7 protein-coding genes are annotated in these 20,834 nt (G+C 54.5%); 5 read left to right on the top strand and 2 right to left on the bottom strand.

Going from position 1 to position 20,834, the window contains the following annotated elements:
- Nucleotides 1-386: 386 nt before the first annotated feature.
- The 5 genes from HY774_06480 to HY774_06500 all read left to right on the top strand — a co-directional run bounded on the left by HY774_06480 (nt 387) and on the right by HY774_06500 (nt 16,816).
- Nucleotides 387-7,721, top strand: a complete 7,335-nt coding sequence (locus HY774_06480) for a right-handed parallel beta-helix repeat-containing protein (GenBank protein ID MBI4748117.1) — start codon at nt 387-389, stop codon at nt 7,719-7,721.
- The gene (locus HY774_06485; GenBank protein ID MBI4748118.1) at nt 7,661-8,776 is read left to right on the top strand and encodes a hypothetical protein; all 1,116 of its coding nucleotides are present in this window, start codon (nt 7,661-7,663) and stop codon (nt 8,774-8,776) included. The genes HY774_06480 and HY774_06485 overlap by 61 nt, the downstream gene beginning before the upstream one ends.
- Nucleotides 8,745-9,251: a hypothetical protein gene (locus HY774_06490; protein MBI4748119.1), complete on the top strand. Its 507-nt coding sequence runs from the start codon at nt 8,745-8,747 to the stop codon at nt 9,249-9,251. The genes HY774_06485 and HY774_06490 overlap by 32 nt, the downstream gene beginning before the upstream one ends.
- 66 nt (nt 9,252-9,317) lie before the next feature.
- Nucleotides 9,318-11,423 (top strand): hypothetical protein, encoded by a 2,106-nt coding sequence (locus HY774_06495; protein ID MBI4748120.1) that lies wholly within the window; start codon nt 9,318-9,320, stop codon nt 11,421-11,423.
- Nucleotides 11,424-12,136: 713 nt separating this feature from the next.
- Nucleotides 12,137-16,816 carry a hypothetical protein gene (locus HY774_06500; protein ID MBI4748121.1) on the top strand — a complete coding sequence of 1,560 codons (4,680 nt, stop codon included), beginning with the start codon at nt 12,137-12,139 and terminating at the stop codon, nt 16,814-16,816.
- Between the two features lie 439 nt (nt 16,817-17,255).
- On the opposite strand, the gene HY774_06505 is transcribed toward HY774_06500, so the two are convergent.
- Both HY774_06505 and HY774_06510 read right to left on the bottom strand, forming a co-directional pair.
- Nucleotides 17,256-17,513: a hypothetical protein gene (locus HY774_06505; GenBank protein MBI4748122.1), complete on the bottom strand. Its 258-nt coding sequence runs from the start codon at nt 17,511-17,513 to the stop codon at nt 17,256-17,258.
- A gap of 192 nt (nt 17,514-17,705) precedes the next feature.
- Entirely contained in the window at nt 17,706-20,306 is a 2,601-nt protein-coding gene (locus HY774_06510) for a hypothetical protein (protein ID MBI4748123.1), read from the bottom strand.
- Nucleotides 20,307-20,834 lie beyond the last annotated feature (528 nt).

A 20,834-nucleotide genomic window follows, 5' to 3' on the forward strand; every position in this document is an offset into this window, starting at 1 on the left:
CAACGCGTAGTGGGCTCAACCTATTGAATTGATTTCATTCCTCATCCTTTGAATTTAGACCGGTTCCTCCGGTCCCTGGCCCAAAAATAGGTGCCACCACCTATATGAAGTAGGTGGTGGCGCCGATGTGCATCTGGTCCTCTTGCCTGATAATCCAGTCTGATGTCGCTACTCGCTTTCCGAACTCTACAAAACAAGGACTATAAAAAGAAATGGTGATGTTTGTGATTGATGGCCCTGACCTGAGGCGTTTCATCTGAAAGAAAAACAGATTGATTTAGCCGCCAAAGGATTGATGAATCAACAGAAATCCTATTCACCCAACCCTTTTCGCAAAAAGGCGAGACACCACGATTCAATTGAATATTTAGAGGGAGTTACAGGCCATGCTACGCCAGATACTGGGGATTTGTCTGTTCGCGATTACCATATTGAGTTTCAGTATTGGACTCACATCAATTTCAGCCTACAAAGCGGTGGATACCAGTTTGAATCCGGTAGTTCATCTGCAGAAGGATCAGCCACGTGGTTTAGCGTTGGGATCGGTTTCCAACCTGCTTCAGCCAAAAGCGCAGGATATCCGCGCCATGATAAAACCGGTTTCGCGCCTTCAAACTCAGGGAGTTACCTCACACCTCTTTCCTGAGGTGCAATCTGAACTGCTCCGTGCGGGAGGCACCCTGGAACAGCAAATCGCACCAGGACTTGAACGGCGCATCAGTGGGATTCCGGAAAGCGCCGCCGTGGAGTGGACCGTTGCTCCCTGGGCGGATCCCGGCCAGATTGAACTGGAGTTTCCAGGTGTTGAGTGGGCTGAGACGCTGGCTGACCAGACGCTGGTTTTGCACATGGGAGGGAGCAAGGAAATTCGGCTTTCAGAGGCCGTAGCCCGGCAGGAAGGACCGAACCAAACCCTGGAGGTGCCAGTCTCGGCGGTCTATTACGGTGGTGGTCGAGTTGGAATCTCGGTTGGCATCTATTCAAGGAGCGAACCACTCGTGGTCTCAACGCGGGTGTTTGTCTCAAATGCCACGTTTAACGTGACCAATCTCAATGATTCAGGATCAGGTTCACTCAGGCAGGCGATTACCGATGCTAATAACAACGGATCCGCTGCTGATACCATTACCTTTCAGTCTGGACTGACCGGAACAATCTCGCTGTCGAGTAGCCTGCCGCTCATCAGTGGAACATTAACGATTACCGGGCCTGGCGCCTCAACGCTGACGGTCAACGGCGGGAGCTTCACAATTTTCAGTGTGGCTAACGGTATTACCTTGCAGATGAGCGGTTTACGGGTGACAGGCGGAGGTGTCTCCAGCGGGCTCAATGCGGCTCACCTGGATGTTGGCGGAGGCACCGCAACCCTTTCCAACTGTGAATTCTCTGGCGCCAATGGTACGGCGGTGGCCTCTTTTATTTCAATCACCATGACAAACTGCGCCATCATCAATGCCAGCCAATTTGGCTTGAGGAATGGACGCACGGCGGCGCTTACCAATGTGACGATCAGTAACTGTGGAACAATTGGACTCGAATCATCATCAGGGGTGACGGTCTCAACCACGTTGGTGAATTGCACGATTGCCAATAATGCGTCAGTCGGTTATAGCGCGAATTTGCGAGCTGGGGAAACCCATTCCCTCACCTTAAAAAACACCATTATTGCAAATAATTTGAATCCTCAAATTCGGTTTATTTCAAATGGCGGGACGTCCAACCTGACCTCGCAAGGATTCAATCTGCTGAGCGACAATAGTCTGTCGCCATCGGTTGCCAGTGACCTCCTCAATACCAATCCCATCCTGGCGGCATTGGCGAGCAACGGCGGAACGACCCAAACCCGCGCCTTACTCCCAGGCAGTCCCGCCATCAATGCCGGGACGGCAACCGGTGCTCCAACCACCGACCAGCGTGGCATCAGCCGGGTTGGAACGACCGACATCGGTGCGTTTGAATCGCGTGGGTTTACGATGGCCCTGTCAAACGGGAACAACCAGAGCACGGCGGTGAATACAAGCTTTGCCACTCCATTGTCGGTGACGGTGAGCAGCGCCAATAGCGAGCCGGTCAACGGTGGGCAAGTCACCTTTACCCCGCCCGTAAGCGGTGCCAGTTGTACCATTGCCGGAAATCCGGCCACAATTTCGAGCGGTACCGCCACGACTGGCACCGTTACCGCCAATGGAACAACCGGTGGGCCATACACGGTGGCGGCCAGCGCCCAAGGGGTTACAACCGGAGTCAATTTCAGCCTGACGAACAATGTGGCTGGGACGACGGTGAGTTCAATGAGCCGGGCTTCGACCAATCCAGCCTGTATCAATACTTCGGTAAGCTGGACGGTGACCTTTGCCGCATCGGTGACGGGTGTAACGACGTCAAACTTCTCACTGGTGGGAGGAACTGGCGCCAGTATCACGGGGGTAAGCGGTTCGGGAACAACCCGAACGGTAACGGCCAATACCGGAACGGCAGCGGCAACCCTGGGATTGAATATGGTCAATGCGACGGGAGTGAGCCCCGGTCCGACGAATCTACCATTCACCGGCCAGACCTATACCGTCAACGGCAACCCGACGACGGCCAATGCCGGCTCTGATCAGGCGATTTGTAGTGGTTCGGCCACGCTGGCAGCCAACAATCCGTCAGTGGGAACAGGACAGTGGTCAGTTGTGAGCGGACCGAGTACGTCATCCGCCCAATTTAGCAGCACATCAAGTCCAACGGCGACGTTTACGCCAGCCGGTGGGGCCGGAACGTACACCTTGCGGTGGACGATTTCAAATTCACCCTGCACGGCTTCGACCGATGATGTGGTCATCACCCTGGTATCAACCGTGGTCACCAACGGGAATGACAGCGGTGCCGGGAGCTTACGGCAGATCATTACCGATGCCTGCGCCGGGAGCACGATTACGTTCTCTGGTGTGACAACCGTGACCTTGACGACGGCGGAACTGGCGATCAACAAAAATCTGACCATCAATGGTGGTTCAGGTGTGACAGTGACCCGGAGCACGGCTGGGGGAACACCGAATTTCCGGATTTTCAACATCACCAGCGGCAGCGTGGCGATGAACAATCTGACCATCAGCAATGGAAATCAGACGCTTGGCGGCGGCGTGAGAGTTGACGCCGGCTGCAGTTTGAACCTGCAAACGTGTCTTGTTTCAGGAAATACCGCAACCGGGAATACGTCGGGTGATGGCGGTGGTGGGCTCTGGATTGCCGCCAATGCTGGAAATATTACAATCAACCAGTCAACGATTTCAGGGAATAGCTGTACCAATGCCAATGGATTTGGAGGAGGACTGCGGACCCAAGGTGCATTGAGCGGTGGTTCAACTTTAACCGTTACGAACTCAACCATTAACAATAATACGATTCAGACATCAGGTGCCGGTCTCTATATTGACGGTGCCGCCACCACGATGACGAACTGTACCATCAGTAATAACAGTGGTAACAGTTTGGGAGGTGGAATTCTGTTTAGTGCTTCGACGGCGACACTTACAAATGTGACTATTGCCAATAATAGTGCGAACAATGGTGGTGGAATTAGCAGCGGAGGTTCAACCATTACCCTCACCAATTGCCTGATTGCCCAGAACCAGGGCGCCGGTGGCGATATTGACGTGCAGGCAGCCATTACATCTTCAAGCTCGTTTAACCTGATTGGTGTAGATTTTCAGTTGACTGGTATTACCAACGGCACCAATGGGAACCAGATTGGGACTCAGGCAAATCCAGTGATTCCACGCCTGGGCGGATTGGCTTCCAATGGCGGACCAACCCAAACCAGAGCCTTATTGCCTGGAAGCCCGGCGGTCAATGCCGGGACCAACGCCGGAGCGCCCACAACCGATCAGCGCGGGATTTCGCGGCCACAACAAAGCACAGTGGATATTGGCGCCTTTGAATCGCGTGGCTTTACGATGGCGATTTCGAGTGGAAACAACCAGAGCACCCTGGCGAGTACAAACTTTACCAATCCTCTGGCAGTCACCGTGAGCAGTGCCAATAGTGAGCCGGTCAACGGTGGGCGGGTGACGTTTACCCCGCCCGGAAGCGGTGCCAGTTGTACGCTGGCTGGCAATCCAGCCACCATCACCAGTGGAACGGCGACAACCGGAACGGTAACAGCCAACGCCACGACGGGTTCATACACGGTGGCCGCCAGCGCCGCCGGGGTTACAACCGGTGTCAGTTTCAACCTGAACAACACCGGAACGTCGGTGACGTCAATCAATCGGGCTTCAACCAATCCAGCCTGCACCAGTACCTCAGTTACCTGGACGGTGACCTTTGCGGCGTCGGTGACAGGGGTGAGTACCTCGAATTTCTCAGTTGTTGGTGGGACCGGTGCCAGCGTGACCAGTGTGACTGGTTCTGGCACCACGCGAACCGTAACGGCCAACACTGGAACGGCGGCCACGGCTTCGCTGGGATTAAATATGGTCAATTCAACCGGAGTGAATCCTGGCATTACCAATCTGCCATTTACCGGACAAACCTATTCCGTCAATGGCGCACCGACGACCGCGAATGCCGGTCCAGATCAATCACGGTGCGTCTCAACGCCGACCACGACGCTGGCAGCCAATACCCCAACCACGGGGAACGGGCTCTGGACGGTCGTGACGGCACCGCCGGGAGGGAACACGTTATCCGCCCAATTCAGCAATACCAGCTCAGCAACCTCGAACTTTACGCCAAGCCCAGCCGTGACAGGGAATTACACGTTGCGGTGGACGATCTCAAATTCACCCTGTACGGCATCAACCGATGATGTGGTGATTACCTACCAGGGAGCACCGACCGTTTCGAATGCCGGTCCGGATCAAACGTTATGTCTGGGAACGAATGCGACCCTGGCCGCCAATAATCCAACTGTGGGAACGGGACAATGGTCGGTGGTGAGTGGTCCAAGTACTTCAACCGCACAGTTTAGCAACACCGCCAGCCAGACCGCGACCTTTACTCCAGCCAGCGGCGCTGGGGCGTACACACTGCGGTGGACGATTTCAAATTCACCCTGTACCGCTTCAACCGATGATGTGGTGATTACCTATCAGGCCAATCCGACTGCCTCGAATGCCGGCCCAGATCAGACATTGTGCGTGGGATCAAATGCGACGCTAGCGGCCAACAACCCGACAGTCGGAACCGGTCAATGGTCAGTGGTCAGTGGTCCAAGTACTTCAACCGCACAGTTTAGCAGCGTTTCAAATCGAACCGCGACCTTTACCCCAGCCGGCGGGCCTGGAGCGTACACGCTACGGTGGACGATTTCAAATTCACCATGCACGGCGTCAACCGATGATGTGGTGATTACCTATCAGGCCAATCCGACCGGTTCGAATGCCGGTCCGGATCAGACGTTGTGTCTGGGAACGAACGCCACGCTGGCAGCTAACACGCCAGGCACGGGAACTGGTCAGTGGTCGGTGGTAACTGGCCCAAGCACCTCAAGCGCCCAATTCAGCAGCACTTCAAACCCAACCGCAACGTTTACGCCAGCCAGTGGCACCGGGACATATACCTTGCGGTGGACGATTTCAAATGCACCCTGCACAGCTTCAACGGATGATGTGGCCATCACGATCAATTCTGTTCCAACCGTGAACCCGGTTACTCCGACGGCGATTTGCAGTGATGGAACAACGAACATCGCCCTGACGAGCACGCCATCAGGTGCGACGTTTAGCTGGACGATTGGCACGGTGACCGGAACCGTGACCGGCCAGACGGCAGGTTCAGGCAGCAGCATCGCCCAGACCTTAACCGGAAGCGGAGCAGTGACGTATGTGGTGACCGGCACGCTCAGTGGCTGCCCAAGTGCACCAGTCAACATCGTTCAAACAGTCAATCCGAACCCGGTGGTGAATCCAGTAAGCCCGACGGCGATTTGCAGTGGCGGAACAACCAGCATCGCGCTGACCAGCACGCCATCAGGCGCCACCTTTAGCTGGACGATTGGCACGGTAACCGGAACCGTCACAGGTCAAACCGCAAGTTCGGGCAGCACGATTGCCCAGACCTTAACCGGAAGCGGAACGGTGACCTACGTGGTGACCGGGACGCTGAGTGGTTGCCCGAGCGCGCCAGTCAACATTGTCCAGACCGTGAATCCAAACCCGGTGGTGAATCCAGCTTCTCCACCAGCGATTTGCAGTGGCGGGACGACGAATATTGCTTTGACCAGCACCCCATCAGGTGCCAGCTTTAGCTGGACCATCGGCACCGTGACGGGAAGCGTGACAGGCCAAACAGCAGGTTCGGGCAGCACGATTGCCCAGACCTTAACCGGAAGTGGGACAGTGACCTACGTGGTGACCGGGACGCTCAGTGGCTGCCCAAGCGCACCAGTGAACATTGTCCAAACCGTCAATCCAAACCCAACCGTCAACCCAGTATCGCCAACGGCAATCTGCAATGGCGGAACCACAAATATCACCCTGACGAGCACACCATCAGGTGCAAGCTTTAGCTGGACGATTGGAACGGTGACCGGAACCGTGACGGGCCAGACAGCCGGTTCGGGCAGCAGCATCGCCCAGACCTTAACCGGAAGTGGGACAGTGACCTACGTGGTGACCGGGACGCTGAGCGGTTGCCCAAGTGCACCAGTCAACGTGGTGCAAACCGTGACCGGACCGCCTTCAGTTAACCCAGTATCACCAGCGGCGATTTGCAGTGGCGGAACAACCAGTATCGCCCTGACCAGTACTCCAGGTGGAGCGACGTTTGACTGGACCATCGGCACAGTAACTGGAACGGTGACCGGACAAACCGCCGGTTCGGGCAGCACGATTGCCCAGACGCTGACGGGAAGTGGAACGGTAACCTACGTCGTGACACCATCCTTGAGTGGTTGCACCGGAACACCAGTCAATATTGTCCAGACCGTGAATCCAAACCCGGTGGTGAACCCGGTGTCACCAACCGCGATTTGCAGTGGCGGAACAACGAACATTGCCCTGACCAGCACGCCATCAGGTGCAAGCTTTAGCTGGACGATTGGAACGGTGACCGGAACGGTTACGGGCCAAACCGCAAGCTCAGGCAACACGATTGCCCAGACCTTAACCGGAAATGGAACGGTGACTTACGTTGTGACGGGGACACTCAATGGCTGCCCAAGTGCGCCAGTCAACATCGTGCAAACAGTCAATCCAAACCCGGTCGTAAATCCTGTTTCACCAACGGCAATTTGCAGTGGTGGAACGACCAACATTGCATTGACCAGTACTCCAGGTGGAGCCAGCTTTAGCTGGACCATCGGAACCGTGACCGGAACAGTCACCGGCCAAACGGCAAGCTCCGGCAGCACGATTGCCCAGACCTTAACCGGAAGCGGATCAGTCACTTATATTGTGACAGGCACGCTCAATGGTTGTCCGAGTGCGCCAGTCAACATCGTGCAATCAGTAACTGGACCACCATCGGTGAATCCAGTGTCACCAACCGCGATTTGCAGTGGCGGAACAACCAATATCGCGCTAACGAGCACGCCGGGAGGCGCTTCGTTTAGCTGGACCATCGGAACGGTGACTGGATCAGTCACGGGACAAACGGCAGGTTCGGGCAGCACAATTGCCCAGACCTTAACCGGAAGCGGGACAGTGACTTATGTTGTAACGCCGTCACTCAGTGGTTGTACGGGAAGCCCGGTCCAACCGCGATTTGTAGTGGCGGAACAACCAGCATCGCGCTGACCAGTACTCCAGGTGGAGCGAGCTTTAGCTGGACAATCGGCACGGTAGCGGGAAGCGTGACCGGACAGTCAGCCGGTTCGGGCAGCAGCATCGCCCAGACCTTAACCGGAAACGGAACAGTGACCTACGTGGTGACCGGGACGCTGAGCGGTTGCCCAGGCGCACCAGTGAACATCGTCCAAACCGTGAATCCAAACCCAACCGTCAATCCAGTTTCCCCACCAGCGATTTGCAGTGGAGGAACGACCAGCATCGCCCTGACCAGCACGCCATCAGGAGCGAGCTTTAGCTGGACGATTGGAACGGTGACGGGAACGGTGACAGGCCAGACGGCAGGTTCAGGCAGCAGCATCGCCCAGACCTTAACCGGAAGCGGGACAGTTACTTACGTGGTGACCGGGACGCTGAGTGGCTGTCCGAGCGCACCAGTCAACATCGTGCAATCAGTCACTGGACCACCATCAGTCAATCCAGTGTCACCAACCGCGATTTGTACTGGTGGAACCACAAATATCGCCCTGATGAGCACGCCATCAGGTGCGACATTTAGCTGGACCATCGGAACGGTGACTGGATCAGTCACCGGCCAGACAGCAGGTTCGGGCAGCAGCATCGCCCAGACCTTAACCGGAAGCGGGACAGTCACTTATATCGTGACGCCATCCTTGAGTGGGTGTACGGGAAGCCCGGTCAACATCGTGCAAACGGTCAATCCAACACCAACCGTGAATCCAGTTTCGCCAACGGCAATCTGCAGTGGCGGAACGACCAACATCGCCCTGACCAGCACCCCATCAGGTGCGAGCTTTAGCTGGACGATTGGAACGGTGACCGGAAGCGTCACGGGCCAGTCAGCCGGTTCAGGCAGCACAATTGCCCAGACCTTAACCCTACGTGGTGACCGGGACGCTGAGCGGTTGTCCAAGCACACCAGTCAACATTGTCCAGACCGTGAATCCAAACCCAACCATCAATCCAGTGTCGCCAACCGCGATCTGCAGTGGCGGAACGACCAGCATCGCGTTGACCAGCACGCCATCAGGTGCAAGCTTTAGCTGGACGATTGGAACCGTGACGGGAACAGTCACGGGCCAGACGGCAGGTTCAGGCAGCAGCATCGCCCAGACCTTAACCGGAAGTGGAACAGTGACGTACGTGGTAACGGCAACCTTGAACGGCTGTCCAAGTGCGCCAGTCAATATCGTTCAATCAGTCACCGGACCGCCATCAGTCAATCCAGTAACACCAACCGCGATTTGCAGTGGAGGAACGACCAGCATCGCGTTGACCAGCACGCCATCAGGAGCGAGCTTTAGCTGGACGATTGGAACGGTGACCGGAAGCGTCACGGGCCAGTCAGCCGGTTCAGGCAGCACAATTGCCCAGACCTTAACCGGAAGCGGGACAGTGACTTATATCGTGACGCCGTCGCTCAGTGGTTGTACTGGAAGCCCGGTCAACATCGTGCAGACGGTCAATCCAACACCAACCGTGAATCCAGTTTCGCCAACGGCAATCTGCAGTGGATGAACAACAAACATTGCCCTGACCAGCACCCCAGGTGGATCGAGCTTTAGCTGGACGATTGGAACGGTAATGGGAAGCGTGACGGGCCAAACAGCAGGTTCAGGAAGCAGCATCGCCCAGACCTTAACCGGAAGCGGGACAGTGACCTACGTGGTGACCGGCACGCTTGGTGGTTGCCCGAGTGCACCCGTCAACATCGTGCAAACGGTGAATCCAAACCCAACCATCAATCCTGTTTCACCAACGGCAATCTGCAGTGGCGGAACGACCAGCATCGCGCTGACCAGTACCCCAGGAGGTGCGAGCTTTAGCTGGACCATCGGAACCGTAACCGGAACGGTGACGGGCCAGACGGCGGGTTCGGGCAGCAGCATCGCCCAGACCTTAACCGGAAATGGATCTGTGACATACGTGGTAACCGCGACGTTGAATGGCTGTCCGAGTGCCCCAGTCAATATCGTGCAGTCAGTAACCGGACCGCCTTCAGTCAATCCAGTTTCACCGACGGCGATTTGCAGTGGTGGAACAACCAACATCGCCCTGACGAGCACACCAGGTGGAGCGAGCTTTAGCTGGACGATTGGAACCGTGACGGGCAGCGTCACGGGACAAACCGCTGGTTCGGGCAGCACCATTGCTCAAACCTTAACCGGAAGTGGATCAGTGACCTACGTGGTGACACCATCCCTGAGCGGTTGCACCGGAAGCCCGGTCAACATCGTGCAAACCGTCAATTCTTCACCATCGGTCAATCCAGTGTCGCCAACCGCAATCTGCAGTGGCGGAACGACCAGCATTGCCTTGACCAGCACCCCAGGTGGAGCAAGCTTTAGCTGGACGATTGGAACGGTGACCGGAAGTGTGACGGGCCAGTCAGCCGGTTCAGGCAGCACGATTGCCCAGACCTTAACCGGAAATGGGACAGTCACGTACGTGGTGACCGCAACTGCCAGCGGTTGCCCAAGCGTGCCAGTCAACATCGTGCAAACCGTGAATCCAGTGGCCACGGTCAATGCCGGACCAGACCAGACGGTGTGTGCCGACAACCCGGCGGTCACTCTGGCGGGTGTGATTGGCGGCGGTGCCTCAACCGGTACCTGGAGTGGCGGTGCGGGAACATTCAATCCAGATGCCAGCACACTCAACGCGGTCTATACGCCATCAGCCGGTGAAATCACGGCTGGAACGGTGACCTTGACGCTGACAACCGACGATCCATCCGGACCGTGCGGTGCAGTGAGCAACACAGTGACCATTACAATCGTGAATTGTGCGGTGACTCAGTTTGCACTGCTGGTGGCAGATACAAACAATAACCGGGTTCAGGGTTTTGACGGGACTGATTGGACAGTGCTTGGAGTCGGGACGGTGGGTTCTGGAAACGGGCAGTTCCGGTTGCCGGAAGCCGTGGCCTTTGACCTGACGGGGCGAATCTACGTGGCGGATACCGGAAACAACCGGATTCAGTGGTCAACCGACAGTGGTACAACCTGGGCGGACTTTGCGACGAACGGCACCGGGAACTCCCAGGTGAAAGCCCCGCAAGGGCTGGCACTGGATTCCGAAGGCAACCTCTATGTGTCAGATACTGGAAATGGCCGGGTGATGCGGTTTGACAACGGCACGCCAGGAACGGGCGTGGTGATTGCCACCAACGGGACAGCCAGCGGTCAGGTCGGCAGCCCACGCGGGCTGGTGATTGACAGCACGTTCCGCTTGTTTGTAACGGATGAAAGTAACAGCCGAATCCTCCGCATCAACAATGCCAACACAACGGTGAGCGGGACGAGCGGAAGCATCGTCGCCTCAACCGGAGTCGGGATGAATCAGGTCCGCAACCCACAGGGGATCACCATTGACGGGAGTGGGACGCTCTATGTGGCCGATACTGGAAACTCCCGCATCCTGCGCTGGACCAATGGCAATCCGAACAATGCGAGCACGATGGCATTGGTCGGAAGCCAGTTGGGACAGGTCAACCGACCGGAAGGCGTGACGGTGGTGAATTTCACCAGCGGACCACTGACCGGAGGACCGACCCTGGTCATCGGTGATACCTCAAACAATCGGATTCAGGGCCGGTTTATCCCAACTGGTTCGTGGTCGTTGATTGGTTCGCCAAACAACATCGGGAGCGGTGTCGGGCAATTCCGCTCACCGAGCAAAATCCAATAATCGGGTTCCGGGTTCCGGGTTCCGGGTTCCGGTTTTCGGGTTTTCGACGAGGGTGTGGCTCAAAGGAGCCACACCCTTATTTTTTGTCACCCGGTCACTTTGTCATTTTTCACCTTGTCAGTCAGTCACCTTGTCACCTTGTGAATTCAGATCAGGAGTTTCTTAGATTTATCCTGGATTTTCCCCTGTAGCTCGTATATGGTAAATGCGTTTTCCGTCACCACTTTCCATCATTCAACAACATTGGTAATAAGCATTTAGCCAGAATCTTCCCTGCCTTACTCCTCCTGCCACATGACCGGGGCCGATAAGATTTCGCAGCCTGCCCAATCCTGGAAAAATGCTACGCCCAATCATTTTCTGCTTTTGTCTGTTTTACCTTCGATAAAAACTCATCAGCTTTCAATTTGCCTTTAAATTTTTCTGACGTTTCCTTGCAGGAAAAATCAATCACCATGGCGGTGTACACCTGCAACACTTTGATGAATAACAGTTTGTTATACCAATTTGTGATGAAGTCTTCGTATTAGAAAATAGTCAGATAGTTCAATCAGATAAACTTAGTGAACTACTGACTACTGACTACAAACTGGTATTAGTAACTGTAACTCAATAACTTTTCGAAAACCAATGAGCAAGTTTTTATAAATTGCTTTGATGGACAAACTGCCCGAGGCCGCCCCGGTGATCCACCGGGTGAAGGGTAAAAATATATGACGAAGACAACGCGCATGCTCCTGGCATTGCTGTGCGGATGTGTGGTCTTGACCGCTGCCGCGATGACACCTATTGGACAATTCCCATTTCACGCTTCAATCAAACCAGACACCACTTCTCAACTGCGAGTACCATCGCCAGCTTTCCCTCAAACTCAAATTGCGTCAGGGCAAAACCTGACGCCGGATGAAGCCGTGATTGCCGCTGTCAACCGGTTGGATGCCATTGACACCGGCTGGAGGCTCAAGAATCCCCAGCATTGGGTTACATTTACAGCCGAAGGTATCACTTTCCGACCACGCCACGGCGGCCCGGAATGGAAATGGAAGTTGAGCGCCGTCGGGACCGCCCAGGTGAAAACGCCGCTGGTTCACCTCCAGGAAGTGATGCCGGTCACTGAATCGGCAGAGGGTGTGGCCTTTCACCGGCTGGGAATTACCGAGCGGTATCTGGCTAAAGCCAGAACCATTGAGCAACAATTTGTGGTGCTCCAACCACTTGACCTTGGCAGTGAAGATCTGGTGATTGCTGGGCAGATTGACTGTGTTGGAGCCTTTAGCCAGGAAGGCAAGCAGTGGATATGGAAAACTGGGAATGGGGCCGTCACGCTCGGTGACGTCTTTGTCTATGATGCTGATGGAAAAGAACTTGAAGCCCACATGGAAGTCAGTTCCAATGGGACGAAAATTGTTGTGGCAAACAGCGGTCTGGCGGCTGCCACATACCCGGTGACGATTGATCCAGAAATCGGAACCAACGATTTTCGGCTGAGCGATATGGGACCGGATGGAGATGCAAATTTTGATGCGGTAACTTCCGCCGTCGCCTATAACAGCACCAACAACGAGTATCTGGTGGTTTGGTCTGGAGAAGACAATACGTCTCCACTGGTTGATGGTGAAGGGGAAATTTTCGGACAGCGGGTCAGTGCGGCAACTGGGGCCGAGATCGGTGTGAATGATTTTCGAATCAGCGATATGGGGCCAAACGGGAATGCTAATTTTGACGCCTTTACACCATCTGTGGCCTATAACAGCACCAATAATGAATATTTGGTGACGTGGCAAGGTGATGACGATACCGCTCCACTGGTTGATGAAGAATTCGAGATTTTTGGACAACGGCTCAATGCCGCAACTGGCACCGAAGTCGGAACCAATGATTTTCGCCTCAGTGATATGGGGACGAATGGGAGTTTGTTCTTTTTAGCTGCAAATCCATCGGTGGCTTATAATGCCACCAACAACGAGTATCTGGTCGTGTGGGGAGGCGATGATGATACTGCCCCTCTGGTGGATAATGAATTTGAGATTTTCGGCCAACGAGTTAATGCGGCAACTGGCGCCGAGGTTGGGACCAATGACTTTCGATTGAGTGATTTGGGGACGAACGGAGATATTAATTTTGGAGGAAATAACCCGAAAGTGGCCTATAACAGCACCGATAATCAGTATCTGGTGGTATGGCAAGGCGATGATGATACTCCTCCTTTAATTAACAATGAACGTGAAATTTTTGGCCAACGGGTCAATGCGGCAACCGGTGCCGAGATTGGAACTGATACACGGTTCAGCGACGTCGGGGTTGATGGGGTTGGCTCCGCCGATGCGAATCAGCCGGCAGTTGCCTACAACAGCACTAATAACGAATATCTGGTGGTGTGGTACGGTGATGATGCCACCGCTCCGCTCATTGATAATGAAAATGAGGTTTTTGGCCAACGGATCAACGCGGCGACGGGTGCCGAAGTCGGCACCAATGATTTTCGTCTCAGCGATATGGGACCGGATGGAAATTCAAATTTTAATGCCATTAGCCCATCTGTAATCTACAATAGCTTCAACAACGAGTATCTGGTGGTGTGGAGTGGGGATGACAACACCTCTCCGCTGGTCGATAATGAAAATGAGATTTTTGGACAGCGAGTTAACGCCGCGACCGGAGCTGAAATTGGTACCGACACCCGCCTGAGTGATATGGGTGCGGATGGGAATACCACTTTTTCAGCGTCAAGTCCGGCCACAGGCTTTAACAACACCAACAATGAGTACCTGGCTGTCTGGTCCGGAGAGGATGTAACCAATGATGAAGATGAAATCTACGGGCAGCGATTTAATACCACGATAGCTTCGACCACACTGACTTCGATCAATACTTCTGGGACGAATCCGCTGTGCAACGGGGTTTCCGGAACAACCGTGATGTGGAATTTGACTTTTGCCGACCCTGTTTCCGGATTATTTACCGGTAACTTTACCCTGACAGATGTCGGAAACACCCTAACCGGAGAAGGAAGTTTGTCGGTGTCAGGTTCCGGGACAGCCTGGACCGTTTCGGCCAACACCGGTACTGGCGGAGGGACGCTCCGGCTGGATATGGTGAATTCAACCGCCGTGACCCCAGCGGTGAGCAATGTGCCGTTTACCACCGGGCAATCATTTACGATCAACGCACCACCAACGACGGCGACAGTCGGTGGACCACAGACCATCTGTGCCAGTGGAATCACGACCGGACTCGGAGGTAATACCCCGACGGTCGGGACCGGGACCTGGAGTATTGATGGAGGTGGAACCGGAACGTTCAATCCAAATGCAACGACACCGAATGCCACCTTTACCCACACGGGCGGTACTGGACCCGTGACGGTGCGGTGGACCATCTCAAGTCCCATGTGCACGTCTTCATCAGCGACGGTGGCCATCACTATCAACCAGCCGCCAACGACGGCAACGGTCGGTGGGCCAAAGACCATCTGCGCGAATGGAACCACGACCGGATTGGGAGGCAACACACCATCGAGCGGCACTGGAAACTGGAGCGTGGTCAGTGGAGGAACGGGAACGTTTAATCCAAATGCGACGACGGCAAACGCAACCTTTACCCACACGGGCGGGACGGGGCCGGTGACGGTGCGGTGGACAATTTCAAGTTCGCCATGCACACCAAATTCAACCGCTGATGTCACGGTCACCATCACGCCGGGACCGACGACGGCGACGGTAGGTGGACCACAGACGGTTTGTGTGAATGGGACAACCCTGGGACTGGGAGGGAATGTTCCCGTGGTTGGCAGTGGAAGCTGGAGCGTCGCGGGTGGCGGAACGGGAATATTCAGCCCGAATGCCGTGACACCAAACGCGACCTTTACCCATACCGGCGGGGCGGGACCAGTGATGGTGCAGTGGACGATTTCCAACGGTTCGTGCACGGCGTCATCCGCGATAGTGATGGTTTTCATCACCCAGGCACCGACGGCGACAGCGGGTGGACCCCAGACGATCTGTGCCAACGGAACCACAACCGGTTTGGGCGGGAATACGCCAGCGGTCGGAACCGGGAGTTGGAGCGTGATGGGCGGTGGAACGGGAACGTTTAGTCCGAACGCGACGACGCCAAATGCAACCTTTAGCCATACGGGCGGCAACGGTCCAGTCACAGTGCGCTGGACGGTGACGAATCTGCCTTGTGCCAATGCAACGGCGGATGTGGTGATTACAATTACACCGCCACCGACGGCCAATGCCGGGCCGGATTTGAGATCCTGTATCGTGAATCCGACGGTAACACTGGGCGGCAGCATCGGAGGAGGCGCGACGACGGGAACGTGGAGCGGGGGAACGGGAACGTTCACGCCAAACAATACAACACTCACGGCAACTTACACCCCGTCACCAGCGGAAGTAACGGCTGGAAGCGTGACCTTAACGCTGACGACCGACAATCCGGGCGGACTGTGCGGACCAGCCAGCGATACCGTGACCATTACAATCGGGAGTTGCCTGGAATTACTGGTGGCGGATACGTCAAACAATCGAATCCAGGGGTATGATGGAACGAACTGGACGGTGATCGGAGTGGGGACGGTCGGAAATGGATCTGGTCAGTTCCGATTGCCGGAAGGTGTGGCCTTTGACGCGACGGGTCGGATTTATGTGGCGGATACCGGAAACAACCGGATTCAGTGGTCAACCGACAGCGGAGCGACCTGGGCGGACTTTGCCACGAATGGAACCGGGACCAATCAGGTCAAAGCGCCGCAAGGATTGGCGCTGGATGCCGATGGCAACCTGTATGTGGCGGATGCCGGCAATGGTCGGGTGATGCGCTTCACTGGTGGTGTTCCAGGAGCTGGATTTGTCATCGCGACGAATGGAGCCGCCAGCGGCCAGGTGACCAAACCGGTCGGACTCGCGATTGACAGCACGTTCCGGCTCTTTATCGCCGATGAAACCACAAGTCGGATTCTGCGGATCGTGAATGCCAACACGACCGTGAGTGGAACGAGTGCGACGATTGTGGCAACTTCGGGGACAGCCTTAAATAAAGTGCAGAACCCGCAAGGGGTGGCCATTGATTCAACGACTGGAATTCTCTATGTGGCTGACACCGGAAATTCGCGTATCGTGCGGTGGATCAACGCCAACCCGTCGAATTCGGCGACGATGGCGTTGAGCGGAATCAACCTGGGACAGGTCAACCGACCGGAAGGGGTGACGGTGACGACCTTCACCAGTGGGTCACAGGCCGGCAACCGATTCCTGATTATCGGAGACACGGCCAACAGCCGGATTGTTGGCCGTCCAGTGGGAACGGGCGGCTGGTCAGTGATTGGTTCACCCAACAACATTGGCTCAGGTGTCGGCCAGTTCCGGGCTCCATCGAAGATCCAGTGACAACTGACCCGATGACAAGGTGACAATTGACACTGTGACCAAAGCTTATCACCGTGTCAGTTGTCATTGTGTCAGATGTCAGATGTCATACCAGTTTGTAGTCAGTAGATCGTAGTCAGTAGTTCACTAACTTCAATTGATTGAATTACTTGACTGTTTTCTAATACGATCACTTCATTCCAAAATGGTATCAGATGTCATTGTGTCACCTTGTCACCTTGTCAGTCTGTCACAGTGTCATCATTTTACCACCGGAAATTCTCGACCATGATCAAATCACTGCCAAATTGATCCTTTTGGGCAAAAACCAGGTTGGTCATGTCGGGTGAGATGGCTAAACCAGCAGGACCGCGCAGGATAAGACCGCGAATGGGCATAATCTCTTGAATTCTGCGGGTTTTGAAATCAAAAAAGTTGATAATTAAAGTTTGGGAGGCATTTAGGGTGGCAAAAAAATCCCATCCCGTGAGACCGCCCAGTACCGATAACGACCGGCCTCCGCCAGTTCTGGAATTGGAGATTCCGTATGGGTGACAAGGTCCAGTTGCCAGAGCCCGGCTACCGCTCGATCTTTGGTGTAATAGAGATACCTGCCATCGGTTGATTCCGTACATTCCCATCCGCCGCCTTGCGTGACCTGTACTGGTATGCCTCCCGTTGAGGAGATTTTCCAGATTTGGCGAGTTCCAGTCTGCATGGTGCAAAAATAAGTACCTTTTCATAAATACACTGAGAAGTACCTTTTCATAAATTTCCTGAGATATTGGATTTGGTAAGCGGTTGATTCTTTTCGTGTATTTCGTGTGTTTCGTGGTTCAAAATATCTGGAAATTTTCGGTAAGGTACTTATAAACCTCAACCCTCAGCCCGATTTCTTCAGTCCAATCATTCACCGGGTCGTCGTGGCGCTCACAATGACTTGCCGGTCGCCGCCAGCAACCGCCCCGGCGACATACATCCGAAAGCGTCCATCCGGTAGCCGCACCACGAGCGGGTCATGCAACGAAATCAAGGAAATATCAGTAAAGTCTGACGGGGACAAACGAGTCCCTGGTTCGAGCGAAAAAGCAGAGGTGTCGGCAGTGCGAATGAAGCTGTAAATGACGCCTTTTTTCATTACAAACAGGCGTCGTCGGCCATCCGGGAGTTGAATGGATTTTTGATCAACATATGAATTCGGGCCGCCGCCAGCGGTGGCGTCTCCCAGGACATTGTCACGCTCAAAGACAAAGGTTCGTCCATTGTCGGTTGAAACAGCCTGCCGAACATTGTTAAGTCCCATCAAATCACCAATATAGAGCATTGTGACCTGTCCATTGGTTTCAGAAAAAACGTCATACACGCCGAGTGTGTTGTTGTCGGCGGGTTGCGGCAGGTACCGAACGCCATCTTCTGGCCGAAATATAAGCCCGTCGGTTGAAAACTGGCTGCGCATCTCTTTACGCTGCAGGTCAAACTGGTATTTGCGCCAGGTTCCATCGGGGAGGAGCGTCCGACGTGGATCGTTGGCGGAACTTGTCGGCTGAGTGCCGGGTGGAAACGTCAGTCCATCAGTCGAAATGGAAAGAAGTTCACGGCGACTTTGCTGATCATTGTAATAAAGGTAAATGCTACCTGACGCATCAACTCCTGGTAACGCGTTGGCCGCATAGTCCATGCGAATGCCCGCATCCGGGACAAACGTCAGTTCTTCATCTGATGGATTTGGTGGTTGAGCATTCGAGTTGACGGCAAATCCAGGGCTTTCAACATTGACCTGATCGCCCAGGCCCAATCCGGCGCCAGTAAGGACAGTTGTCCAGTCGGTTTCCGTGAGCGGATGGGAGAAATCAGCGTGAATCGCGCGGCGAATGACAGCTCTTCCGTTTTGAATGATATGGCTGAAGGTCCAGTACTTTCCGCTGGCTTGATCAAAGTAGCCCGACGGAATACCGCCTGTTCCATTTGAGAGCAGTCCGACTTTGGTGAACCCATCGTGTAACGTTGAGGCCGTCCAAACCGAAATACTCGGCCCATGTGAGATGTAGAGTACAAACTGCCGTCCATCAAAAAAAATATCCGGGTCAGAGGCTGTTCTGAGGCCATCTGACCCACCAAGCTCAACCACTGCGCGGTGACCACTGTCAAGCGTGAATGCTGTTCCATCGCTGCCATCAACTTCAGTGGCTGAATCAAAGTAGTTTTCACAAGTTGTCTGACCTGATGCACATTGTGCCGGATCACCTCCGGGTTGGCCGCGCAGAAAGAAGAGAATCAGTCGTCCCTGGTCATCAACAAAAAGCGATGGATCCACAAATCCAGTCTCCAACCCGTTGATGGTGACACGGGCCGGTGGTTCGAGGGTCTGGGTATCAAGGTTATACCGGGTGACTTCACTGCTGGCGGTAAAAACATAGAGCTTGTTTCCACGTCGAATGACATCCGGCACTGAACCAGGGATGGGTTGCCAGTTGGGAACTGGCGACCAGTTGATGGCATTGCTGCTCTGGGCCAGATAGGTCTTGTGGGTTCGCGGGTCGTTACAATTGCCTTGAGCCGGGTCACAGGCGTGAAAACTCAGAAAATAGTTGGCCGGGCCTTGTGACTGAGTATTGTCCTGGAATTTGTAGAACATCTTCCACGTTCCGTTTGGCAGCCGGACAACATACGGATCGGTAATTTCCTGGCCTTCAGGGACTTCCAGCCGGATGCCGGGCTCTTGCGTCCAGGTGAGCGCATCATTTGAAATAAAACTGACAAAGGTTCGTTGTCCACGCTGATTGAACGCATACAGGCGATATCTTCCATCTGAAAGTTTAATGGGGGCAGTGGTCCCAAAGCCCTGGATTTCAAAGGGTTTGAGGTAGGTAAAGTTCAGCCCGTCGCGGCTGCGGGCGACAATGGTTTTGCCATCCGTGGCCGAAAAGACATACATCAGCCATTCTTTGGGGCGCTTGAAAATATCTGGATCAACCAGGCCAGGATATGTCAGGTTGGTTTGTTCCTCAGTGAAATTGACACCGTCGGTGGAAATCGCGCTGTTAATGCGGTGTGGGTTGGTGGTATCGCCTGGTTCGGAAGCCAGGTAGTACAACCGATAGCGTCCGTCACGGAGCCGTACAATGCACGGATCCAGGGCTTTGCGGCTGGAAAGCCCGTTGATCTTGAGCCCCAGGACTTTGAAGGTTTCTCCGCCGTCGGTTGATTCAGCAACGTTGGCGGTCTCTGGCGGCACACTCGCATCCACATAATAGATTCGAATCGCGCCGCCCGGTGTGACAATTGCGGCTGGAACTGAGGCGTGGTCGAGCAGCACACGATTATCCGGTGTCCAGTTCAGACCATCGGAACTGGTGGCGCTCAGGACTTTGTGGAGGAATGGACCCTGGGGCGGAGGTTGTTGTTTCGGTTGAAGCGTGCCGGCAGCCGGGGCTATCAGCGGGTTGAACGTTATGGCAACCAGCCATCCAAGTATTGAGCACACAAGCGATGTCAGTCTGGGCATCATCATGGCAAACCACCTGAATGAAATATGAAAAGGCAACCTGGTCTGAAAATCAGAGGGTTGAGGAATCCATACTTCAGAATTTGTTGTGAGATTGGTGGGAGAGATCGGTTTGATGACTCCAACGAATTGTGTTCACCTAATTGGTCATAACTGGGCCGAAGTTTTTCCTTCTGTAAATTTTTTTGTGATGGATTCGATGAATTGGAAATTTAGGGTTTCAACCTGCGAAGCCTAGATTTTGTGCAAACAGGATGGGTCACCAAGGTGACAGAATGAAGCCTGGCTTGCTCATCAAAATCCAGCCATTTAAGTTATTTTTCCGGTTTTGTCTATTGAGGCTCAGCAACTTCAACCACCTGGTTCAAATTCTACAAACAGGATTTTGAGAGAGGGGGCTGTTTGCACAAAATCTAGGCGAAGCAGGTGGCAGAGAGTGCCCGAGGAAGTTCACGGCACTCGGGGGATACAGGCATAAGCGCCAGGATAAGGAAACAAAGCCCGATCTGGACAAGAGGACAAGCGGACACGGGG

It is taken from the genome of Acidobacteriota bacterium, from assembly GCA_016208495.1.
Classification (GTDB): domain Bacteria; phylum Acidobacteriota; class Blastocatellia; order Chloracidobacteriales; family Chloracidobacteriaceae; genus JACQXX01.